Here is a 22,754-nt window from a genome sequence, read left to right as displayed (position 1 = left end):
TTAAAATTTCGTAAACAATCCATACTTAAATTAGACTCTCAAAATATTTTTTAGCTATTTTTTTCGATTTCTTGAAACCCAATTCTCAACATTTACCTGTCGTGCTCTTGCAATGGCTAAACTTTCCTCTGGAACGTCTTTTGTTATCGTTGATCCAGCTGCTGTATAAGCTCTTTCCTTAACATTAACTGGTGAAACTAAATTGGTGTTACATCCAATAAATGCATGATCTTCTATGACTGTTCGATGTTTATTCTCACCATCGTAATTAACGACTACCGTACCGCAACCGAAATTAACGCCACTACCAACATCAGCATCGCCTATATAGGTTAGATGAGAGGCTTTTGTATGATCTTTAATTGTTGCATTCTTAACTTCAACAAAATCACCGATCTTAACATGGCTTCCAATTTCACAATTTGGACGAATATATGCATAGGGTCCTACAGTTGTGTTGTTCCCAATACTGCTATCAAGTATCGTACTGTTTTCTACCTTAACATCATCTCCTATACAAGACATGATTATGCGAGCATTAGGTCCAATATCACAGTTTTCCCCAATTTTGCAGGGTCCTTCAATGATTGTCCCTGGGTAGATAATTGTATCCTTACCTATTGAAGCATCAGGGGATATGAATGTTGTTTCAGAACTAATAATGGTTACTCCTTCTAACATCAGAGATATGTTAATTCTTTCGCGCATGATCTCTGTTGCAATATGAAGTTGATGACGGTTATTAATTCCTAAGATTTCTTTATAATTGGCTGTCTTAACAGCTTCAACCTTCTTACCTATTCCCATTAATATTTCTAGAGTATCTGGTAAGTAGTATTCACCTTGAGCATTATGGTTAGTTAAGTTTTTCAGTGCATATTTCAATTCTGCTCCATCAAAACAATACATTCCAGAGTTTATTTCATTGACCTTGAGCTCGTCATTATTAGCATCTTTATGCTCAACACTCTTAATAAAACGGCCGGCTTCATTACGAATAATTCGACCATAACCTGTAGGATCATCAACATCTGTTGATAAAACAGTAACACTATTTTCCTCTTTTACATGAAAGTCAATCATCTTCTTAATGGTTTCTGATGTAATTAATGGTGTATCACCAAAAAGAATAAGCACTAAACTTTCATCATCTATAAAATCTTCAGCCATCATAACAGCATGACCAGTACCTAATACCTCTTTTTGTAGGCGATATTCTACATTGTCTGATGCAATGGCATTTTTAACTTCTTCTGATTTATGCCCAACAATTATGCATGTTTCCGTAGATCCAGCATCTTTAGCCGCTGTTATAACGTGTTCAACTAATGGCTTGTCTAAAATTTTATGGATGACCTTTGGTACATTAGATTTCATTCTTGTTCCAAATCCAGCTGCTAATATAACTGTTTGTAATTTCTTCATATTGGCTCCTTTCAGACTTATCTTCTTTATTATTATCGCTTTTTTATAATTACATTGTCAAGTGAAGTAATCTATATTCTATATATCAATAGAAAAGGACTAAAAGAAAAGCACCTCTCATAGAAGTGCTCCTTGAACGTCTCATATAATATTATAATTCTAATTCTAAATCAGCTGCAATTTCTTCAGTAACATCAGCATCAGCTAATGTAACTAATTCATATTTTTCAAGAACCGCAGTTTGTATACGATCTCGTGTTTCGGAATTAATTGGATGTGCGATATCTCTGAATTCACCTTCTAAAGTTTTACGACTTGGCATAGCTATGAAGAAACCCTTCTCTCCTTCGATAACTTTAATGTCGTGTACTACGAATTCATTATCGAACGTTACTGATACAACTGCTTTCATTTTTCCTTCTTTGTTTACTTTGCGAACTCTTACATCTGTGATTTCCATAGTTAACCCCTTCCTTAGTAACTTGTTGTGATCTTGGCTAAGTACCCCCTAAAGATCATCCCTTATCCTAATGATGAAGATGATGACAAAACAAAATACTGTTTTTGCAATGTTCGTTATCTTTTACATTAAGCTTGATTAATTTGTTATTTTTAACAATATTATATACTAAATTTATCCAAATATCAATAAGTATTTTAATTGTTTATTAAAATTTTTTAAATTTATTAAAAAAAGGAAAAGATTTTAAAATGAATTTCACTATTACTTACTAGGATACACATTTATAACTTGGTTCACATCATCAACATTTTCAAGTACAACAAGACTTTGATAGTTATTAATTAGCTTTTCTCTAGGTTCAGCAGTAGTCATAACAACACCGATTCCTACAACTTCTGCTTCACATTCCTTCATGAGATCGGTTACACCTTTGGCAGTACCCCCAGCTTTCATAAAATCATCAACAAAGAGTACTTTTGATCCTTTAGGTATAGCTTTCTTAGGAACTGCCATGGTTTGGATACGTCTTGATGAACCAGTTATGTAGTTCATCTGTATCGTAGTCCCTTCTGTTAATCTAGCAGACTTACGTATAACAATCATAGGCTTGTTTAACATTTTAGCTGTCATTAAGGCAATTGGTATTCCTTTAGCTTCAATGGTCACTACATAATCCACATCGACCTTCTGATAAGGGTCTGCTAACATCTTACCAATCATACTTGTTATGCTAGGATCAAACAATATATCATTGGTATAAATGAAGCCACCTGTAATGATTCTTTCCTTATTATTTATAACCTGACATAGGTGCTGACAGAATTCTTTTTTTTGCTCTTCAGTCAAAGAGGGAATATATTGTACACCTCCTGCTGCACCAGAGATGGTCTCAATTTCACCTAAACTAAAATCACTGAAGATATGACGAACATAATCGATGTCCTCACTTAATGTGGATTTGGCACAGTTAAAATAGTCAGCAAAATAGTTAAGTGTATAAACACGTTTAGGATTTTCACTAAGGGTTTTGGTTATATATCCAATTCTATCATTTTTTGTTATTTTTCTCACTTTTCGGATTTACCCCTTTCTTTTCCAACTCACTATAAACACTATTATACATTAAACTTACGAATATTTTAAGTATTTTTTGTAAAAACATTCATTGTCTTTTCTTTTCAGCAAGGACACTGTATAATAGTGTTTGGAAAGAATATGTTAAATTCTATTCTGTAAAATATATACTTTGAATAAAATAGATTAATAGATATAGTCCCGAATCATTCATGATCAACGTTGAGGCTATGTGCTGATTTTGGATTTATAAGTGTTCTTCCAGGATTAAGATTGCACCTGGAGGGTTCATCTTAATCCTGGAAGGATGCTTAGAGGGCTAAAAGCGATGCATAGCATTAATGAATTATTGTGAATAATTTGGGCTAAGTTATAACAATTGAGTGAGGTGTCAAACATGAAATATATTTCCTTCGATAAACCACAGAAAATCCACTTTATTGGTATCGGTGGTATAAGCATGAGTGGACTTGCAGAAGTTTTAAAGAGCAATGGCTTTAACATATCTGGATCCGATATGAGAACTTCAAAAATTACAAATCACCTAAAAGAAATTGGTATTCATGTAACCATTAGCCATAGAGCCGGGGTTATTACTAGTGATTTAGATCTCGTAGTATATACTGCTGCAATTAGCAAAGATAATCCTGAGTATCTTAAAGCATTAGAACTGGGTATACCAACTATCGATCGTGCTACGTTACTAGGTGAAATAATGGCTAATTATGAGCACTCTATCGGCGTAGCTGGAACCCATGGTAAAACAACAACTACTTCCATGTTAGCTAATATTCTACTTTCTGCTGAAAAAGATCCTACTATTAGTGTAGGTGGTCTATTAGATGCTATTGATGGTAATATAAAAATAGGTAACTCTTCATATTTCTTAACTGAAGCCTGTGAATATACCAATAGTTTTTTGAAATTTTATCCACAAATAGGTGTCATTTTAAATGTAGAAGAAGATCACATGGATTTTTTCAAAGATCTTGAAGATATCCAGAATTCCTTTAATACTTATGCCTGTCAAATTGATAGCAATGGGTATCTTATCATTAATAATCAAATAAAAGACTTGGATCGCATTACGAAAGATGTTACCTGTAAGGTAATAACTTGTGATGTTGAAAACAACAATGCTGATTATTATGCTACCAATATAACATACCATAATCATATATTCCCAGAGTTTGATATCATGAGAGGCAATTCTCTTTTAGGGCATGTTCGACTTAATGTAACAGGCATTCATAATGTACATAATGCTGTTTGCGCTTATGCAGCATCAGATTGCTTAAATATTTCCTTTGACCAAATAGCAAAAGGGTTGTATAATTTCAAAGGTGCCAAAAGAAGATTTGAATACAAGGGAGATATGCATGGTATTACAATTATTGATGACTATGCTCATCATCCTACTGAAATAGAAGTTAATTTAGAAGTATTAAAACAATATCCACATAAAAAATTATGGTGTGTTTTTCAACCTCATACTTATACGCGAACAAAAGCTTTCTTACCTGAGTTCGCTAAAGCATTGTCACTATCGGATTCCATTATATTAGCTGATATCTACGCAGCTCGTGAGAAAAATCCAGGTGACATACATTCAAAAGATCTTTTACCTTTAATTGAGTCCTATGGTAAGAGTGCTTATTATTTTCCTAGCTTTGATGAGATTGAAAACTTTTTATTAGAAAATGTTTCCCCAGGTGATCTGTTGATAACTATGGGGGCTGGAGACATATATATTGTTGGAGAAGAACTCTTAGGAATGTAGTTATCCACATTATCCACAGAGTTATCAACAAATTTTCCATTTTTTAAATGTTTATAAATTCTTGATAACATTGAGTTTCCAAAAAATAACAGATGCTAAAAAATCAATAAAAATCACTTATAAAATCATAAGTGATTTTTTTATTCACATTATCCACAGGCTTATAAACAAAACCTTAAGATAACCCGTTGATAACTATTGGACTTACCAAACATAGTAATCTGTAGTATAATAAATTCAATACATCAGAAGAGATGATTTTAATCATTAAGGGGGAGTATTCATGCCAAACATAAATGCTGTTGCTAATTTTGATCTTGGCTTTGTACCTGTTGATAATAACTTTATATTGAATCATATGCCAAAAGCTAACGGTATCTATGTAAAAGTCTATCTTTATACGCTATATACCTGCTTACAAACGAACACTACTGTATCTACTGCAGACATTGCAAGTTCATTAGATTTACTTGAAAGTGATGTCATTCAGGGTTTAAACTACTGGACAGAACAGCATTTGATGAACCTTCATAGAAATGAAGACGGACTTCACATAGAGTTTTTAAATCCTTCTGATTCTCGTAAACCGGAATCAAAGCCAACTGATCAAGCATTAGATGTAGGGCTGAAAGTGGAAAAACGTCCGGATTATTCCCCAGAAGAAATACACACACATACCCACTCTCCTCAGATTAAAACCATGTTCTTAGTGGCTCAACAATATTTAGGTAAAACATTAACCCCAAATGATATGAGCATGCTCTATAGCTTTCATGATTGGTTAGGTCTTCCTACTGATGTCATTGAATTGCTCATCGAGTATTGTGCTGATAATAATAAACGGAACATGCGGTACATCGAAAAAGTGGCAATAAGCTGGGCTGAACAAGGTATTAATACACCTCAGAAAGCTGAAGATCAAATCCATCTATTTAATAAGAAATATCGTAGAATAATGAAGGCTTTTGGTTTATCCACGATGGAACCGACACCAAGTCAGATTGAATACATGAAAAAATGGTTAGGTGACTATCAGTTTACTATTGAGATCATTATCGAATCATGTAATCGAACGATCAAAAATATATCAAAACCAAGTTTCCAATATGCAGATTCTATATTAAGCAGTTGGTCTAAAAATAAAGTCCGAACCTTTGATGATATCTTAGCTTTGGATAATACTTATGCTAAGCAAAAAACAACTAAACCCGAAGTTTCTAAAACCGGTCGTCCAAAAAATAATCAAAACTACTCTAATGGACAATATGGTAAGACTAAATTCATTAATTTTAAGCAACGTTCTGATATCGATTACGATGAAATTGAAAGATTAGAACGTCAATACTTGGAAAATGAACTGTTAGAAGGTAGATCATAATGATAAGTAGAAAAAGCATATACAAGAAAATTCTACATGAATACGACATAAAGCAATTAAAAGCCCAACGCAATTTGGATAAAAAGAAAGAATATATTTATACCCAATCACCTGAAGTTAAATCCATTGATAGTGAATTAGCTTTAACAGGTATCAGGGTTGCCAGATTAATCGCTACCAAACCTGCTGAACAAGAAGCTTATCTTGAAAAGTTAAAAAAACATAATGAAAAGTTATTAAGACGTAAAAATCAATTGCTTGAAGAATTAGGACTTGATTCCACGTATCTTGATTTATCATACGAATGCTCAAAGTGTAAGGATACAGGTTATATTGGGAAAGAAAAATGCTCTTGTTTTCAACAAAAACTAATTGACTATGCTTATTCTCAATCCAATATCAAGAAAACTTTAGCTGAAGAAAATTTTGGTACTTTTAGTTTTAATTTTTATGCTAATGAACCTTTTGGAAATGAATCTCAAACGCCTCATGATAATATGAAGCTTATTTATGAACATGCTGTTAGATATGTTCAGCAATTTCCTGAAGGACAGAATCTTCTTTACTATGGACAAGCTGGTATGGGTAAGACTTTCTTATGTAATTGTATCGCTAAATCATTATTAGATAAGGGTTTCACGGTACTCTATTTTACTGCATTTGATCTATTTAATCTTTTAGAGAGATATAAGTTCAAAAAAGATAACGATGATCATCTTGTTGATTATTTCAATGCTATCTTTGACTGTGAATTATTAATCATTGATGATCTCGGGTCTGAAATGAACACCGGATTTACAAGTTCTGAACTATTCAATTGTATTAATTCGAGAATCTTGGATAATAAATCAACGATTATTTCCACTAATCTCTCAATAGCTGATATACAAGAGAACTATTCCGATCGTATTTCATCCCGTATTATTGGTAATTATCGGTTATATAAATTCTACGGCAACGATATCCGCATTCAAAAGAAAATAAACAAAAAAAGTAATTAAAAGCGAAGCCATTAGGCTTCGCTTAGTTTATTCTACTCTTCTTTTTCAAAAAAACTCAAATTAATATTATCTCTTAACATGACGTATAGTAATATCGCTACTAATAAAACAGCTAGTATAACTTCAAGTTCAGCGAACAAAATTCCTGCAACGCCAAAACAACCGCTAATACCGTATAGTGTTAATACTGCTTTTTTCTGACTATAACCTTTATCGATTAAACGATGATGAATATGACCACGGTCAGCTTCCATGATAGATTTACCAGTTATTAATCTTCGTAAAATAGCAAATAAAGTATCGAAGATTGGTAATCCTAAAATTAGAACAGCAATAACAAGTGCTGTATGGCTCTTTGTCATACCTTGTATAGACATTACAGCTAAAGTGAATCCAAGGAAAGTAGATCCAGTACTTCCCATGAAGATTGTGGCTGGATTAAAATTATGAGGCAAGAAACCTAAACATGATCCAGCAAGTGCCGCTGACAATATAACTGTAATTGGTCCCATAGGTCCCATTGCATCAACATTTAAAATGGATACAAACATTAAAAATAATGATGCTATTGATGATACACCTGTTGCTAAACCGTCTAAACCATCAATCCAGTTGACAGCATTGGTTACACCGACAATCCAAATAATTGTTATAATATAACCAAATATGCCGAATTCAATATAGCCTAAAAACGGTAATGTGGTACCCTCAATAAAAATACCTGTGGAAACAACCATAGCAGCAACTGCGATTTGAATAATAAATCGTAATTTTGCACTTAAGTCATGAATATCGTCTAATATACCAAGACCTGCGATAACAATACCACCAAGGAGTAATCCAATAATACTAGGGATTGTCATCTCACTACTTAAAGCACTTATAACCAAAACTGCGAAATAAAAACCAAATATAATTGCAGTACCACCAGCTAATGGCATAGGTTTGCTATGCATACCTCTTTTTTTAGGATAATCGATAGCTCCTATTTTATGAGCAATGACTTTGCTAATTGGTGTCATGAAAAGTGATACCAAAAATGCTAATCCAAAAGCAAGTAAGTAATACATTGGATTATCCATGATTTCACCCTTTTTCTTTAGAACTTTTTGTTCTATTATTATTTTTTACTTTCTTGTACTTTTTAATCATTGTATATTCTATATGATTTGTCTTTAAATGTCATGATGTAAATTTTTCAATTTTTTAATTACACTTATTGAATTTTTTTAAGGTCTACACCAGCTTCTTCTAATAATTCCAAAGAAAGTTGATCTGGGTAATCACCCTTAAAAACAATTCGCTTAATTCCAGCATTAATGGCCAACTTTGTGCAAATGACACATGGCTGACAGGTTACATAGAGTGTACTGTTTTGGATGGATATACCATGCATAGCCGCCTGAACTATAGCATTTTGTTCAGCGTGTGACGCACGACATAGTTCATGTCTTTGACCTGACGGAACATTAAGTTCCTGCCTCAAACAACCTACTTCTTCACAATGGCGGCACCCAGTTGGTGACCCATTATAACCAGTTGTCAGTATACGTTTATCTTTAACAATTAAAGCGCCAACTTTTCTACGTAAACAAGTTGACCTCTGACTGATTAAATCAACAATTTCAAGAAAATAATCATCCCAACTTGGTCGCATCATCAACCCCCACCCTCTTTATGTTCATTCACATCATACTAGTCTTCTATAAGGTTGATTCTTCTATTATGTCTATCTTCATCAGAAAACTCTGTCTCTAACCATGTCTTAGCAATTTTTAATGCCAATTCTGGTCCTACTACACGACCACCCATGGCTAAGATGTTTGAATTATTGTGTAAACGTGTTGCTTCGGCTGAAAAACAATCGTGGCATAAAGCGCAACGAATACCTTTTATTTTATTGGCTGCAATAGAAATGCCAATACCTGTGCCACATATAAGTATACCTTTTTCAGCTTCTTTATTAATGATCGCATGTCCTACTTTTTTAGCAAACTCAGGATAATCACAGGACTCTGTACCATAACAGCCATAATCCTTATAAGCATATCCTTCTGACTCTAAGTATTGAATAATTTCTTGTTTTAATTCGTATCCTCCGTGGTCACTTCCAATAGCTATCATTCTTGTTTTCCTCCAATTCATACTTCTTTAATATACCATTTTTTTACTCAATCAGCAACTATTTTTCACAATATGGTTATTACATTTATATTTCAATTATGAGTTCTACTAATCTTTTTACTAAATATTGCAATTCTTTTGCACATTTTTCATATATTTCATCACTAGACCCAAATGGATCTTCTACATCGCCTTCTTCATGAACATACTCTTTTAAGGTAAAAAAGTTATTCTCATAGGAAGGATAGGAACTCACTAAAACCTGTTTATGACGATGTGTCATTGTTAACACTAGGGTAGCATCGTCCATATCTTGATCACTCAATAAGGTAGCTTCATGATTAGATAGATCAATACCTCTTTGTTTCATCTGTTCATGAGCTTTTTCATTAGCTCCTTGGGGATAAAGGACACTAAGTCCACGAGAAATAACCTTTAATTCCCCTATATTATCTCCCAATTCATTCATCATTAGTCTTTCGGCCATAGGGCTTCTGCAAGTGTTTCCTGTGCATACGAAGATAATTCTATGCCACATGTCTTCACATCCTAACAATCTTTATAGATACTTATAACCAGCCGCTTTGGTCAAACGATTCATAATAGCCATACCAATGTGGGTATCCTCTATGGCTTCTGCTAACACCACATCAACCCCCATTTCATCAAAATCTCTAAGCGTTTTAAATAGAGTTGCAGCTATTTTTTCTGGCTCCTCTTGACTACCTAGACTAATTGTATATGGCAATTTACTATTTTCTAAAAGCTCTTCAGTTGCCATTATTCCAACTTTGCCTTCATATTGATTAATGAACCTCTGTATCTTATCTATGATTTGTTCTTTCTCACCATTAACAATGTATACTTCTGCCTTTGGAGAATAATGTGTATATTTCATACCAGGTGACTTGGGTGTAAGATGCTTTGGTGCATTTTCCAGTATTGCAGGATCAATCGTTACGCCATTTTCACCTAATACCTCTTGGCACATTTCCAAAGTAATGGCACCAGGTCTTAAAATCACACCCTGTGGACCAGTGGCATCAATGACAGTAGATTCTACGCCAATATTAGCGTTACCGCCATCAATGATCATATCAACTCTGCCTTTTAGATCCTCTATAACATGAGATGCTATAGTAGGGCTCGGCTTCCCTGAAGTATTGGCACTTGGTGCCGCAACAGGTACACTAGACGTTTTAAGAAGCTGAAGTGCAATAGGATGATTAGGCATACGTATGCCAACTGTATCCAACCCTGCAGTTACATGTGTTGATATCTTTTTTGCCTTCTTTAAGATAACCGTTAGAGGACCTGGCCAAAAACAATCAATTAGTTTTTTTGCAATGGGTGTTATTTCTAGAGCTACTTCATCCATTTGCTTGATGTCACCAATGTGAACTATAAGTGGATTATCAGAAGGTCGTCCTTTCGCCTTAAAGATATGACCAATAGCCTGCTTGTCCAAAGCATTAGCACCCAGCCCATAAACTGTCTCTGTAGGAAATGCAACTGTACCGCCTTCCTTTAATATAGCTGATGCTTCATTCATTACCGCTTGATCTATATTATTTTTGTTAACTTCTTTTATTATAGTATCCATTCAAAACACCATTCTTTCGGTTAGGTATTAACAAACACTACTTATCATAACCAATTTACTTGTAAAATGCAATTATTTTTAACTATTTTTCACTAGTAATTCTATTCTTCTTTTATTTTCCCTTTTTCATAAAGCAATTATAACATTTTAATACGCTTATATCTATCAAAAGGGAACTTATCTCTTTTTTTGACGTCAAAAGAATATAATCCTATTTCCTCTTTGTATTATGAAGAGATTTTTAAATCCCTTACTACAAAAAGCACATGATTTAATCAGTGCTTTTTGTAGGCTTTGAATATTTTAATCTTCATTATAATTATTGCAGCGATAGAACTTTCTCTTCTAATACTGGTGATAACTCATCGTCTCCTATGCTCATGGGATGACCATAAGTATCTGGTGCCGCCCCTTGGTATTCACTTTCTTTTCCTTTTATCCTTATATGTTCTTCGTCAACTTCAACAATTGTATATAAAGGTTCTGTATAAGGGACAACATGTTGTAATTCCTGGTAATCTTTAAGTAACTCCTCAGGAATAGCTGTATTAATATAGGGCTTCATTAGCCATTGATTTGAGATACTTGGTATGTCAATATAGTAGACACCTTCTCTCTCATGTACACTGCTAAAATGGTGATGCCCGTTGACGCTCGCTATTACTTTCCTATAACCAACTTGTTCATTCACTTCATCCATCATCTGATGCACTTCTTCTTTGTTTTTAATCCCCATCCTTGAATTCAATAAACTTCCATGACTAAATAATATGACTTTTTTATCATCGGAAAGTAACTGTTTTTTTAACCATTCTATTTGAACCGAGGTTAACCTAAATTCAACCCCCACATCATTTGGGATATTTGTATCAAGAACAATAAAACGGTAATCATCATATTCAAATGAGTAATATGAACGTTTTAAACCTAATAATTCAATTGCCTCTTCCTTACTGCAATCATCTGTATCATGATTACCTATTACATGATATCCATCTCCTGAATAACTATTAAATAGGCGAATTAAATGAGCCCCTTTTTCTTTTAGAAGACTAAAATCACCTAATTGTATAATAAAATCTACCTTTTCTCGTTCCATTGCTTTTAGGAATTCCATCAATCGTTTCTCTGCATCTGGCATAAAATCCCCATGTAAATCAGTCATAACGCCAAATCTTACCGCCATTTCGTACCTCCGCCATTCTATTTAAATCTATAATATGACATTTAAGTTTCGTATTATCGATTAATTCTTATTGATTTATCCACATTTATAAAATTTGATAAATCCCTTGTTCATAAGATTATAGCATATTTTGCACTATTGTCACAGTGTCACATTTACTTATTTAATATGATGATTGTTAATTTGGGGTAGTTAACAAAAGGTGACCCAATGGTCACCTACTTTTCTTATTGTATTTCCACCGATGTGGTTACACACTGATTATTGAAATACTCAATGATTGCAACATATATTCCCCAAGCAATTTTTTGTTGATAGTAATCCGTATTCAATTTCCCCTCTTCTTCTGGATTAGAAATAAAACCACACTCAACGATGACAGACGGAATGGCAATCTCCCTAAGTACAAAGTAATTATCGTTTGCTTTAGCTTTTCTTTCATTACTGTCATCAATAAAGGTATTAAACTGTTCTTGTATTAACTCAGCAAGTCGCTTCCCATCATCAGAATTACCGTGGTAAAATACCTGCCCTCCATGATACTTGGATTGACTGAAACTATTCTGGTGTATACTAACTAAAATATCCGCATCACTGCTGTTAACCATTTCTTTACGTTGCTGCATATCGGCTCTTTTTTTGTTAGAGTCATTCTCGCTATATAGTCCTTCATCTGTTACCCTTGTCATATAAACCACTGCCCCACTGCTTTCAAGATAACTTTGAAGATATAAGGCGATAGCTAGGTTGATCTCTTTTTCATGTACACCTAAGTTTCCTTCTCGACCAGGATCTCTCCCACCGTGTCCTGCATCAATGAAAACAACTTTCTCGGATGTAGGTAAGCTCATTGTAGCTACTACTTCTTCTTGATCTAAAATAACTGCAGCTGCTACGATTATAAATACTAAAACAAGAATTAAGTAAAACTGAACCCTTCTAATAACTAGAAACATCCCACCACCCCAAATTAGTTCTATTAAGATATCAGCATCAAAACTTCATTTTTGATTTTCTTTATTAGTATATTATCCTTAAGAATTAATTAGAAGAGGCAAACATGAACTTTCCTGCACTAAACTAAAGGGCGTTAAGATTCAACGCCCTTTATAATAACATCATTAAACTATTTTAAACCCCAGTTGTTTCTCAATTTGCCCTAATAAGGCCTCATTCACATAAGCATTAACTTGAATACCATCTTCGACATACTCTTCGGAAATCAACTGGCCTTTTGTACGAATTTGCTCCAAAACTTGACCATTGCTATAAGGTAAGACAATCTTGATCTCTGTACTTTGCTTCTGGAAGAAGTCAATGATGATCTGTTCAAGCTCATCAAGCCCTTTTCCATTTGTTGCTGATATTTTAACGACCGCTTCTGGTTCGTATCTTGTTGGTTTAATATAAGGTTCTTCAATATCAATCTTATTAAATACTGTTACAGTCGGATAATCATCTACTCCAAGGTGAGATAGCGTATTATGAACCACCTCCAATTGCATTTCCATATGATTACTTGAAGAATCAATAACATGTAGGAGTAAATCCGCGAATACAGCTTCTTCTAGAGTAGAATGAAATGCCTTTGTTAAATGGTGAGGTAATTTATTGATAAAACCTACCGTATCCGTTAATACAATTTCTTTACCATTGGATAATGTCCATGCTCTACTAGTTGGGTCCAAAGTAGCAAAAAGCTTATTTTCTGCGAGAACATCTGCTCCAGTTAAGGTATTCAGAATCGTTGACTTTCCTGCATTGGTGTACCCAACTAAAGTTACAATTGCTACATTCTCTTTACGCTTTTCACGGATAAGGTCTCTATGGTGCTTAATATGCTTCAATTCTCTATTGAGTAAAGCTATACGATCACGTACATGTCTTCTATCAGTCTCTAACTTCTTCTCTCCTGGACCGCGGGTACCAATTCCACCACCTTGCCTTGATAAGGATTTCCCCATACCCGTTAAACGATTTAAAGAATAACGGAGTTGAGCTAATTCCACTTGAATCATCCCTTCTTTCGTCTTAGCTCTGTTGGCAAATATATCTAAAATCAACATAGTACGATCCATCACCTTAGCATCAAACGCATCAGAAAGATTATTGATTTGTGCTGGTGAAAGCTCATCATCGGTTATGACCCCTGTCGCATCTGTTTCCCAAATAAGTTCTTTTACTTCGTCTATTTTCCCCTTCCCCATATAAGTTGAAGGATTAAAACGCTCTAATTTTTGAATAACTCTACCAACTACAATAGCTCCGGCAGTTCTAGCCAATTCTTCTAACTCATCTAAAGACTCTTCCGCTGGAAATGGACTATTCGGCACTTCAACAGCTACTAGAATCATTCGTTCAATATTATCTTTTGTTTCATGTTGTTGAGTCATGTAATTCCCTTCTCTCTCAATAACTTAATCGGGGTTAAGTCCTAATGAGTCGATTAAGTCTCTATCAATTTTATTTTAGTTTAACAGTTCTCTTCAGCTTTGTATAGAGAAAAAACAAGTAAACTTAATTATGCCTATTAAGATGCATCTAGCCCTCTGAGCAGCTCTTCTCAGCTTCCTGGTCAACTAATTTATGAGAACCTAACTTGATTCCAATTGCTCCTAGGGGGGCTGTTATCAAAATAGACATAACAGCAATGGCCAGTATGACCTCACCAGATTCTACTCCAGCAGCTAAGGGTATTGACCCAATGGCTGCTTGTACAGTAGCCTTTGGTGTGTAAGCTATCATACAGAAAATACGTTCTTTCATATTTAAATCCGTATTCATTGTTGAAATAAAAACACCAATGCTCCTTGCCACTAAACCAATGGCAATGATACCTAGTCCCACTAACCCTGCATCAAGGGCGACGCTTATATTCACCTCAGCACCAACCATGACGAATAGAATGATTTCTGCTAATACCCAAACACGGTTAAATTTATCGGATAAGCGTCTTGCTAACACTGGCTTCAACTCTAAGATCATGAAACCTATCGCCATTACTCCTAATAAGCCTGCTATGGGGAGCTTTCCTTCTAACAGATCTTCTATTGTAATAATTAGTATGGCACTGGCTAAGACAATCAATACTTTTTTTGTATCTCTAATATGGTAACGATCAAAAACTTTTACTAAAATAATACCTAGAATTACTCCTATAAATAAACCTGCAATAATTGAAACAGGTATCCCCAATAATTTCATGCCAATGTCCACTTGTTCCCCACCATATAAGCCTAAGAATGTTGAAAAAATAGTGATGGCAAAAACATCATCAATAGAGGCACTGGCCAAAATCAAAGTAGGTATTCCCTTATTTGTTCCAATCCTTTTCTCATTGAATACTAACATAAAAGGTACTACTACTGCTGGTGATACTGCTGCGATAATAAAACCTAACATGCCGCCTTCTATAAAACTAAAATCTAACATCCATATTGCTAGGACCACTATAGTAAAACCTTCAAGTATCCCTGGAATACAACTCATTTTAGCAGCTGTTTTTCCGACTTGTTTCAATTCTCCTCTACTTAAGCCCAAACCTGCTCTCAATAGAATAACAATTAAAGCTATTAAACGTAAGTCTTCAGATATGTTACGTAATGCAGGATCTATAACATCTAGAACATAAGGTCCTAACACAATACCTAATAAAAGCATCCCCAATAACCCAGGTAATCTCATCTTTCTAAATAAAACACTAGCAAATAACCCTAATAACAGTATAAGTGCTAAACTTGTTGCCATTGAATATTCCTCCTCATATATATTTTAACATCCAAGAAAAGTATGGCACTTTTCAAGTATGTGCAAGAAAGTACGATTCCTTGCTTGATCATTACGTGTAGCGAAATGTATCAAAAGTAATGAGGTTCGATGCCTCATTGCTTTTATAAGTAAAATGCGAACTTTCCTACACTAAAAAGACTCCTACTAATCAAAGTGAGATATAAATATAGATATATCACACTTTAATTAATAGGAGTCATTAGCATTCTCTGCGGTTAAAGGTGAACTCCATCACCAAGAATCATCATAGCACAACTTGAGGCGCATTTCAATAGCTTTCTTACTTTTCACACTTTCTCGTATTTCCATTTAATCTTATCTGTCATATTACTTGTTCTGTTCTAATGACCTTTAATATTAACTAAATTCTTAACTATCCCATTACTAATACAAAAAGCGGATAGGGGGTGCTATGGAGCAGCGAACCATGGACGGTGAGCCTGGCTGTCTAAGACACGGACGTCTTTTCAGCCAGCACAATAGTACTCCCTATCCGCTTGCCCCTTTTAATTGATCTTAATTTTTTATTTCTCAAAGTAATCATCTATTAAAGGCCATACATCATCACTCTCTAGATTCTTCTTCCACGCTGATATCCCAGCTATATCATACTCCTTAACCAACTTAAACTTCTCTTCAAGAGATCTCGTATCCTCTAACCATATCTTATAAGTTTTATTATCAATGGTATATTCACCATAATATTGCCCAACATCCTCTAACCAAGTTATCTCAGCATTGTTCTCTTCAAGACGATTAGCGGCAGATTCCATTCCCAGTGCTTTTGATGTTAAGGCTAGTTGACCATCAACTAATTCCTCTCCCCATAGACGGGTATAATATGGTACACCAAGAATAATCTTATCTGCTGGTACTTCTTTTAAGGTGTTAACAATAGCATTCTCAACAAAACCAATTGAAGAAACAGACCCAGCTTCTTCCGAACCCGACCAGTGCTCATCATATCCCATGATAGCAATGTAGTCAGCAAATTCTGCTAATTCATCTCTTTCATAATGACTTGTCCAAGCAGATGGTACATAGACATCAACGGATAATGTAATACCTACACGTCTTAGAGTTGGTGCCAATTCCTTTATAAATTGCACATAATAAGGACCTGTATCCTTACCTACACTTTCAAAATCAATATTAATACCATCTACGTTATATGCAACAGCTGAATCAACGATATCGTCAATAAGATTCTGTCGTTTTTCTGGATTACTGAGTACTTCATGAGTCAGACTAGAATCAAATTGATTATCAATTAAAGGCCATACCTCATAGCCCTCTGAATGAGCCCAATTGACATAGGAGTGACTGGCAATGCTATTAAGCCCTCCATTATCATTTAGAGAAAACCAAGTGGGACTAATCACCTCTAGTCCCACTGTATTACTAAAACTTTCTTTAGCCATATCATTTGCTGTTTGATTAAAAACTTGATGCCAAACCATAGTAATGTTTTCACGGGTATTTACCCTTTCATCATACTCCATAACCATTTGATCAAAATTCATACTTATATGTTCCATTTTATCGCGTTTAACAAAGCCAATAATACCATCCTCAGAGCGTACTTTTACCCATATCTTAGAATAATCATACTGAAAGACACGTAACTCTTCATCCGGCTCTAAGGTTAATAAAACCTCACTGGTTTCATCTGCTGTATTATACAGATAAGTTTCTTCCTCCCTAACACGACCAGTTGTAATAGGTCCATTAGTAGAATCCATAACTATGAAATTAAAAATAGGTCGATAATCTACAGCGAAGTTAAAATAGGTGACGACGAAATCTACAGGAATATACATGGTATCATCCTGCCATAAAAAGCTATTATCAAGTGCATAAGTATGACCATCGACTTCAATTTGATTTTCTCCAGCCTTGACCTTATAAACGTGTTCACTTGTCGTATAGGTTAGAATCTGTACTTCTTCCTCTAAGAAAAAATCATCGTCTACATATGTATCAATAAATTCGAAGGGAAAATAAATAACATTGTTGATAAGCGAAGGTGATGGACTTATATCGATCATTTCATCATCCAGAACAATCTTTATTTGATCTTCATCATACAGGGTATAAGCCACCTCTTCTACATCTGGTTGCATCATTAAATAAGCTACAATTCCTATGCCAATTACTAGTATTACTCCAAGAAAAACTATTAGTTTTTTCATTAGGACTCACCACCGTCTTTTTATAATCTATTCTACCATTATACCTTTTATTTTTAGAGAACTCTACAATAAATTTGTTTTATTTTGTGGAAATGTTCGACAGAATTCTCCTAGTAAATTCTAGCATATCTCTATTTAGTGCGATAATCTTCCTTTTGAAGGGTTAAATTAAGCTTATATACCTTTAACTTATTCACCCTTAGGAGGCAAAAATATATGAGCAAAAAGTTCGTTACAGTTATCATCATTATAATCTCACTATTAATATTATATTGGATCTTTACGATTAGTACTGATTCCAATACCTTGGAGGATTCTTCTAGGATTGAACTGAATACATTGACTTACAATGAATTGGACTATGCAAAAGAAGCTAAATCTGCTAAAATGAATTTAACGATAAAACCATATATAGAAAAGAGGACTAATGATGCTCAGAACCTTATATACAGTCATCATTTTTGGGGGGTACGGTATTTGGTCAATACCCAAATATCTTTATTGTAAGTTTTTTATTAAAGATCCTATGAAGCAGAATGCTTATACGAAAAAAGTCGTCGTTAGATGGTCGCAATTAATTTTTATGGCTATGAAGTCTACCGTTCATGTAGAAGGGTTAGAAAATATTCCCGAAGATAATGTATTTCTCGTTGGTAACCATCAGAGTATGATAGACATACCTGCGTTGTTTGCAGCTTTGAAAATTCCATTAGGATTTGTGGCAAAAACAGAACTTAAAAAAGTTCCACTTATTGCCCAATGGATCGATATGACAGGAAGTGTTTATATCAATCGAAATGATATGAGACAATCCATGAAGGCTATTATTACGGCTACTGAAAATCTTAAAAAGGGTTATAGTATGGCTATTTTCCCTGAGGGAACACGTAGTAGAGATGGCAAAGTAGGTGAATTTAAAAAGGGCAGTTTCAAACCAGCCTTTAAAACCAATACAGTGATTCTTCCTGTAGCACTTGATGGTACAAATGTCTTACTTGAAGATCTTAAGAAGTTAAAAATCAAACCCCATAATATAAAAATCAAGGTATTTAAACCTATTTACTTAGATCAACTAACAGATGAAGAGAAAAAGAACGTTCATAATATGGTTCAAGGCCAGATCAAAGAGTTTGTCGAGAATTAATGATAAAGAAAACACATGATCAAATCCCAAATAATGGGTTTAATCATGTGTTTTTTTAGCTATAACCTATGCTTTAAATGCATCTTCGTTTAACTCAACATCATACTGTTCTTTTAAAACCTTTACTTTATCAGCATAACGAATTGTTCTCTTTTGTCTTAAAAGATAGTCATCAATTTGACCTTTTACTTCTTCAAAAGATTTAGTTTGTGGAACTTTTTTATTCTCCACTTTGATGATGTGGTATCCAAAATCAGACTTTACTAAGTGACTGATTTCTCCTACTTCTAAAGCAAAAGCAGCTTCTTCAAATGCAGGTACCATCTTGCCTCTACTGAAGAAACCTAAATCTCCCCCACGCTCTTTTGATGGACATATAGAATGCTCTTTAGCAGCTTCAGCAAAATCTTTACCTGCTTTAACATCATCAGCAACTTTTCTAGCTTCTTCTTCATCAGCAATAAGAATATGACTTGCTCTCACTTCTTCAGGAGATTTAAACATTTCTTGATTTTTTTCATAGTATTCTTGTGATTCATTTTCTTCAACTTTTATGTCTTTGATTAATGTATCAATAGCAAACTGTTGAAGTAAATTATGTTTAGCTTCATCCATTAATTTCTTGAATTCAGGATTTTCTTCTAATTTTTCATCAACTGCATTTAAGTAAATCATTTCTCTGTTAACCATTTCATCTAACAGTTGTTTTCTTGCAGTTGGGTTGTTAAACTGCTCTTGCCCTCTACCGCCTGGCATTGCAGCAATAACTTTCTCCATATCTAATGCAGTAATTTCTGTATTACCCACTTTAGCTAAAACTTTGTTTTCCATTTACATATCTCCTGTCTCATATAGGAATTTTCGTATTTCCTAGATTAAAATCCATTCACGTTTTATGTTATAATAAAACTTCTTTAAATGCAAGGTACTTCATCAATTAATCACAAAAAGAACCTCTTAATTAGATATTCTCCACTTGCCAATCAATAGGTTCTTTTCCCATACTCTTTAAGAACTCATTTGTCTGTGAAAAATGTTTACAGCCAAAGAATCCACGGTGTGCAGATAATGGACTTGGATGTGGCGCCTCAAATATCTTATGCTGTGGATTGGTGATAAGTGCTTTCTTCTTTCTTGCCGGACTTCCCCATAACAAGAAAACCATAGGCTCTTCTCTATTATTAAGATGCTTAATAATCTGATCAGTGAAGACTTCCCACCCCTGACCCCGATGAGAAAATGCTTGATGAGCTCTCACAGTAAGTACTGTATTCAACAGTAATATGCCTTGATCAGCCCATTTCTTTAGATAGCCGTTATTAGGAATGCTACACCCTAAATCTGTTTCCAATTCCTTATAGATATTCACTAGGCTAGGGGGTATCTTAACTGATGGTTGTACAGAGAAGCAAAGCCCATGAGCTTGCCCAGGTCCATGATAGGGATCTTGCCCTAAAATAACCACCTTTACATCGTTATATGCAGTATAATGCAGGGCATTATAGATGCTGTACATCTCTGGATAAATGGTTGTTGTACTGTACTCTTGTTTGAGAAATCCTCGTAGCTGTTGATAATATGCCTTATCAAACTCCTCATTCAAAACCCCTTGCCAGTCATTTTTTAAAATAACCATATTGAACCTCCCTATAATTAAAGTTCATTTATCTAAAGTAAACGTACACAGCTTCCGCTGATTTTTTATTCATTCCTTCTATTTGCTCAAGCTCTTCTAAAGTAGCCTCTTTAATTTTTTCAATATTTGCAAATGCAGTAATAAGAGCGTTGCGTCGTTTTGGTCCTATGCCTGGAATATCGTCTAAGACAGATTTAACTTGTCGATCCCAGCGAATTTTCTTATGGTATTCAATGGCAAAGCGATGGGCTTCATCTTGAATTCTAGTAATAAGCTTAAACCCTTCTGTATGTTTATCTATAGGCACTTCTTGTCCTTCATAATATAAACCTCGAGTTCTATGTCGATCATCCTTTACCATACCACAGACTTCGATATTAAGCTTGAATTGATTGAGCACTTTTTTAGCAATATTAACTTGACCTTTACCACCATCCATTAAAATCAAATCCGGAAGCTTTGAGAACTTTCCATATTCATTGGATAGATTCTTTTCCTTTAATTCATTCTGCTCTTTCAATGCATGAGATAATCGTCTTGTTAACACTTCTTCTAGACTGGCGTAATCGTTAGCGCCATAAACGGTCTTAATCTTGAATTTACGATAGTCACTGCGTTTAGGTTTACCATCTTCAAAGACCACCATGGAACCAACAGATTGAAAACCAAAGGTGTTAGAAATATCGTAGGCCTCTATACGATGGATTTCTTGCTCATAGCCAATAAGCCCAGCAATCTCTTTAACTGCTCCCTTGGTACGCTGTTCTTCTCTCTTGATTCGTTCACCAAACTGCTCAAGGGTTAGTAAGGCATTCTTGGCAGCTAAATCAACTAGTTTTGATTTATCGCCTTTACGCGGTACTTTAATATGCACTTTATGCCCCCGCTTATCAGAAAGCCAAGCTTGTATGATATTTGTTTCATCAATTTCCTCTTGAAGAATTAACTCCCTTGGGATAAAAGGTGTCCCTGAATAAAACTGCTTAATGAATGTGGTCATGACTTCTGACCTAGATAACTGATCTACACCATTGAGCATAAAATGCTCTCTACCTATGAGCTTTCCACCTCTAATGAAAAAAACTTGTACTAATGCTTCATCGTGACTTCTTGCAAAAGCTATAACATCTTGATCTTCCATTGACGAATTAATCATCTTTTGCTTTTGAGCTACAATATTAATACTCTTAATCTTATCCCTTAACTTTGCTGCTTCTTCGAAATCTAAATTCTCTGATGCTACCTGCATTTTAGCTTCTAATTCTTTTAATATAATGTCATATTTACCATCTAAAAAAGTTATAACCTCAGAAATGATTTCCCTATAGTCTTCTGCGCTGATTTTCCCATCACAAGGTGCATGACATTGGCCAATGTGATAGTTGAGACAAGGTCGATCTTTCCCAATGTCTTTAGGTAAGCTTCTATTACATGTTCGAATAGGCCAATTCTTCTTAATAATCTCAATGGTCTCTTTCACTGCACCAGAACTGGTATATGGACCATAATACTTGGATTTGTCCTTCTTAAGGCTTCTTGTCATCATGACTCGTGGGAATGGTTCTCCAACGGTAACTTTTATATAGGGGTAACTCTTATCGTCTTTTAATAGGGTATTATATCTTGGGCGATGTTTTTTTATTAAAGTACACTCTAAAATTAATGCCTCTAATTCAGAGTCTGTAACGATATACTCAAACTCCTTGATATGCTGTACCATCTTTTTAATTTTAGGCATTAAATTACGCGAACTCTGAAAATATTGTCTTACACGATTTTTTAATTTAATAGCTTTACCAACATAGATAATATTCTCATATTCATCTTTCATTATATAAACACCGGGTTTATCCGGTAACTTCTTCAATTCTTCTTGTATATCAAACATAATACCACCTACCTCGAACTCGATCTTATATTTCTCCATGATTCCCGTCCATCATACTCTATTCAACTCAT

General features: G+C 34.5%; 21 protein-coding genes and 1 riboswitch. Of the genes, 5 read left to right on the top strand and 16 right to left on the bottom strand.

Annotated features, from left to right (window positions below):
• Positions 1–54: 54 nt before the first annotated feature.
• The 3 genes from glmU to purR all read right to left on the bottom strand — a co-directional run bounded on the left by glmU (position 55) and on the right by purR (position 2,959).
• Positions 55–1,425, bottom strand: a complete 1,371-nt coding sequence (gene glmU, locus C1Y58_RS14155; RefSeq protein WP_105616712.1) for a bifunctional UDP-N-acetylglucosamine diphosphorylase/glucosamine-1-phosphate N-acetyltransferase GlmU — start codon at positions 1,423–1,425, stop codon at positions 55–57.
• A 151-nt stretch (positions 1,426–1,576) separates the two neighbouring features.
• Positions 1,577–1,885, bottom strand: a complete 309-nt coding sequence (gene spoVG, locus C1Y58_RS14150) for a septation regulator SpoVG (protein WP_105616711.1) — start codon at positions 1,883–1,885, stop codon at positions 1,577–1,579.
• Positions 1,886–2,149: 264 nt separating this feature from the next.
• Positions 2,150–2,959: a pur operon repressor gene (purR, locus tag C1Y58_RS14145; protein WP_105616710.1), complete on the bottom strand. Its 810-nt coding sequence runs from the start codon at positions 2,957–2,959 to the stop codon at positions 2,150–2,152.
• Positions 2,960–3,359: 400 nt separating this feature from the next.
• Between purR and murC the strand changes: the two genes are divergently transcribed.
• The 3 genes from murC (at position 3,360) to C1Y58_RS14130 (ending at position 7,121) form a co-directional block, all read left to right on the top strand.
• Entirely contained in the window at positions 3,360–4,742 is a 1,383-nt protein-coding gene (gene murC, locus C1Y58_RS14140; RefSeq protein ID WP_105616709.1) for a UDP-N-acetylmuramate--L-alanine ligase, read from the top strand.
• Positions 4,743–5,025: 283 nt separating this feature from the next.
• Complete coding sequence (locus C1Y58_RS14135) at positions 5,026–6,120, top strand: DnaD domain protein (protein WP_105616708.1); 1,095 nt, start codon at positions 5,026–5,028, stop codon at positions 6,118–6,120.
• A complete protein-coding gene (locus C1Y58_RS14130; protein WP_105616707.1) occupies positions 6,120–7,121 on the top strand; it encodes an ATP-binding protein in 1,002 nt (333 codons plus the stop codon). The genes C1Y58_RS14135 and C1Y58_RS14130 overlap by 1 nt, the downstream gene beginning before the upstream one ends.
• A gap of 32 nt (positions 7,122–7,153) precedes the next feature.
• Here the strand turns inward: C1Y58_RS14130 and C1Y58_RS14125 are convergent, their stop codons facing one another.
• The 10 genes from C1Y58_RS14125 to C1Y58_RS14080 all read right to left on the bottom strand — a co-directional run bounded on the left by C1Y58_RS14125 (position 7,154) and on the right by C1Y58_RS14080 (position 18,015).
• Entirely contained in the window at positions 7,154–8,203 is a 1,050-nt protein-coding gene (locus tag C1Y58_RS14125; protein WP_105616706.1) for a glycosyltransferase family 4 protein, read from the bottom strand.
• Between the two features lie 134 nt (positions 8,204–8,337).
• A complete protein-coding gene (locus C1Y58_RS14120) occupies positions 8,338–8,781 on the bottom strand; it encodes a deoxycytidylate deaminase (protein WP_330404430.1) in 444 nt (147 codons plus the stop codon).
• 35 nt (positions 8,782–8,816) lie between these two features.
• The gene (gene rpiB, locus C1Y58_RS14115) at positions 8,817–9,245 is read right to left on the bottom strand and encodes a ribose 5-phosphate isomerase B (protein WP_105616704.1); all 429 of its coding nucleotides are present in this window, start codon (positions 9,243–9,245) and stop codon (positions 8,817–8,819) included.
• A gap of 85 nt (positions 9,246–9,330) precedes the next feature.
• The gene (locus C1Y58_RS14110; RefSeq protein ID WP_105616703.1) at positions 9,331–9,783 is read right to left on the bottom strand and encodes a low molecular weight protein arginine phosphatase; all 453 of its coding nucleotides are present in this window, start codon (positions 9,781–9,783) and stop codon (positions 9,331–9,333) included.
• Between the two features lie 21 nt (positions 9,784–9,804).
• The gene (locus tag C1Y58_RS14105) at positions 9,805–10,848 is read right to left on the bottom strand and encodes an L-threonylcarbamoyladenylate synthase (protein WP_105616702.1); all 1,044 of its coding nucleotides are present in this window, start codon (positions 10,846–10,848) and stop codon (positions 9,805–9,807) included.
• Between the two features lie 319 nt (positions 10,849–11,167).
• Positions 11,168–12,034: a metallophosphoesterase family protein gene (locus C1Y58_RS14100; RefSeq protein WP_105616701.1), complete on the bottom strand. Its 867-nt coding sequence runs from the start codon at positions 12,032–12,034 to the stop codon at positions 11,168–11,170.
• Between the two features lie 227 nt (positions 12,035–12,261).
• Positions 12,262–12,990, bottom strand: a complete 729-nt coding sequence (gene cwlD / locus C1Y58_RS14095; protein ID WP_105616700.1) for an N-acetylmuramoyl-L-alanine amidase CwlD — start codon at positions 12,988–12,990, stop codon at positions 12,262–12,264.
• A gap of 165 nt (positions 12,991–13,155) precedes the next feature.
• Positions 13,156–14,427: a GTPase HflX gene (gene hflX, locus C1Y58_RS14090; RefSeq protein ID WP_105616699.1), complete on the bottom strand. Its 1,272-nt coding sequence runs from the start codon at positions 14,425–14,427 to the stop codon at positions 13,156–13,158.
• Positions 14,428–14,575: 148 nt separating this feature from the next.
• Complete coding sequence (locus C1Y58_RS14085; protein ID WP_105616698.1) at positions 14,576–15,781, bottom strand: cation:proton antiporter; 1,206 nt, start codon at positions 15,779–15,781, stop codon at positions 14,576–14,578.
• A 225-nt stretch (positions 15,782–16,006) separates the two neighbouring features.
• A riboswitch (Fluoride riboswitch) is annotated at positions 16,007–16,068 on the bottom strand.
• A 279-nt stretch (positions 16,069–16,347) separates the two neighbouring features.
• Positions 16,348–18,015, bottom strand: coding sequence for a glycosyl hydrolase family 18 protein (locus C1Y58_RS14080; RefSeq protein ID WP_105616697.1), 1,668 nt, complete (start codon positions 18,013–18,015; stop codon positions 16,348–16,350).
• A gap of 216 nt (positions 18,016–18,231) precedes the next feature.
• Between C1Y58_RS14080 and C1Y58_RS26465 the strand changes: the two genes are divergently transcribed.
• Together C1Y58_RS26465 and C1Y58_RS14075 are read left to right on the top strand one after the other, a co-directional pair.
• Positions 18,232–18,522 carry a hypothetical protein gene (locus C1Y58_RS26465; RefSeq protein WP_157950106.1) on the top strand — a complete coding sequence of 97 codons (291 nt, stop codon included), beginning with the start codon at positions 18,232–18,234 and terminating at the stop codon, positions 18,520–18,522.
• A complete protein-coding gene (locus C1Y58_RS14075) occupies positions 18,446–19,159 on the top strand; it encodes a lysophospholipid acyltransferase family protein (protein WP_170311597.1) in 714 nt (237 codons plus the stop codon). The genes C1Y58_RS26465 and C1Y58_RS14075 overlap by 77 nt, the downstream gene beginning before the upstream one ends.
• A 66-nt stretch (positions 19,160–19,225) precedes the next feature.
• On the opposite strand, the gene C1Y58_RS14070 is transcribed toward C1Y58_RS14075, so the two are convergent.
• The 3 genes from C1Y58_RS14070 to uvrC form a co-directional block, all read right to left on the bottom strand.
• Entirely contained in the window at positions 19,226–19,990 is a 765-nt protein-coding gene (locus tag C1Y58_RS14070) for a peptidylprolyl isomerase (protein ID WP_105616695.1), read from the bottom strand.
• Between the two features lie 130 nt (positions 19,991–20,120).
• Positions 20,121–20,795 carry a uracil-DNA glycosylase gene (locus tag C1Y58_RS14065; RefSeq protein ID WP_105616694.1) on the bottom strand — a complete coding sequence of 225 codons (675 nt, stop codon included), beginning with the start codon at positions 20,793–20,795 and terminating at the stop codon, positions 20,121–20,123.
• A gap of 28 nt (positions 20,796–20,823) precedes the next feature.
• Entirely contained in the window at positions 20,824–22,683 is a 1,860-nt protein-coding gene (gene uvrC / locus C1Y58_RS14060) for an excinuclease ABC subunit UvrC (RefSeq protein ID WP_105616784.1), read from the bottom strand.
• Positions 22,684–22,754: the final 71 nt, after the last annotated feature.

It is taken from the genome of Vallitalea okinawensis, assembly GCF_002964605.1.
Classification (GTDB): Bacteria; Bacillota; Clostridia; order Lachnospirales; family PQDH01; genus Vallitalea_A; species Vallitalea_A okinawensis.
Note: the sequence above shows the minus strand (reverse complement) of the source record. Positions and strands in the feature narration are given on the sequence as shown.

Excerpts from the sequence above, each read along its gene's own strand:
- glmU (WP_105616712.1), bottom strand. The coding sequence starts at position 1,425 with ATGAAGAAATTACAAACAGTTATATTAGCAGCTGGATTTGGAACAAGA.
- spoVG (WP_105616711.1), bottom strand. The coding sequence starts at position 1,885 with ATGGAAATCACAGATGTAAGAGTTCGCAAAGTAAACAAAGAAGGAAAA.
- murC (WP_105616709.1), top strand. The coding sequence starts at position 3,360 with ATGAAATATATTTCCTTCGATAAACCACAGAAAATCCACTTTATTGGT.
- C1Y58_RS14135 (WP_105616708.1), top strand. The coding sequence starts at position 5,026 with ATGCCAAACATAAATGCTGTTGCTAATTTTGATCTTGGCTTTGTACCT.
- C1Y58_RS14130 (WP_105616707.1), top strand. The coding sequence starts at position 6,120 with ATGATAAGTAGAAAAAGCATATACAAGAAAATTCTACATGAATACGAC.
- C1Y58_RS14125 (WP_105616706.1), bottom strand. The coding sequence starts at position 8,203 with ATGGATAATCCAATGTATTACTTACTTGCTTTTGGATTAGCATTTTTG.
- C1Y58_RS14120 (WP_330404430.1), bottom strand. The coding sequence starts at position 8,781 with ATGATGCGACCAAGTTGGGATGATTATTTTCTTGAAATTGTTGATTTA.
- rpiB (WP_105616704.1), bottom strand. The coding sequence starts at position 9,245 with ATGATAGCTATTGGAAGTGACCACGGAGGATACGAATTAAAACAAGAA.
- C1Y58_RS14110 (WP_105616703.1), bottom strand. The coding sequence starts at position 9,783 with ATGTGGCATAGAATTATCTTCGTATGCACAGGAAACACTTGCAGAAGC.
- C1Y58_RS14105 (WP_105616702.1), bottom strand. The coding sequence starts at position 10,848 with ATGGATACTATAATAAAAGAAGTTAACAAAAATAATATAGATCAAGCG.
- C1Y58_RS14100 (WP_105616701.1), bottom strand. The coding sequence starts at position 12,034 with ATGGCGGTAAGATTTGGCGTTATGACTGATTTACATGGGGATTTTATG.
- cwlD (WP_105616700.1), bottom strand. The coding sequence starts at position 12,990 with ATGTTTCTAGTTATTAGAAGGGTTCAGTTTTACTTAATTCTTGTTTTA.
- hflX (WP_105616699.1), bottom strand. The coding sequence starts at position 14,427 with ATGACTCAACAACATGAAACAAAAGATAATATTGAACGAATGATTCTA.
- C1Y58_RS14085 (WP_105616698.1), bottom strand. The coding sequence starts at position 15,781 with ATGGCAACAAGTTTAGCACTTATACTGTTATTAGGGTTATTTGCTAGT.
- C1Y58_RS14080 (WP_105616697.1), bottom strand. The coding sequence starts at position 18,015 with ATGAAAAAACTAATAGTTTTTCTTGGAGTAATACTAGTAATTGGCATA.
- C1Y58_RS26465 (WP_157950106.1), top strand. The coding sequence starts at position 18,232 with ATGAGCAAAAAGTTCGTTACAGTTATCATCATTATAATCTCACTATTA.
- C1Y58_RS14075 (WP_170311597.1), top strand. The coding sequence starts at position 18,446 with ATGCTCAGAACCTTATATACAGTCATCATTTTTGGGGGGTACGGTATT.
- C1Y58_RS14070 (WP_105616695.1), bottom strand. The coding sequence starts at position 19,990 with ATGGAAAACAAAGTTTTAGCTAAAGTGGGTAATACAGAAATTACTGCA.
- C1Y58_RS14065 (WP_105616694.1), bottom strand. The coding sequence starts at position 20,795 with ATGGTTATTTTAAAAAATGACTGGCAAGGGGTTTTGAATGAGGAGTTT.
- uvrC (WP_105616784.1), bottom strand. The coding sequence starts at position 22,683 with ATGTTTGATATACAAGAAGAATTGAAGAAGTTACCGGATAAACCCGGT.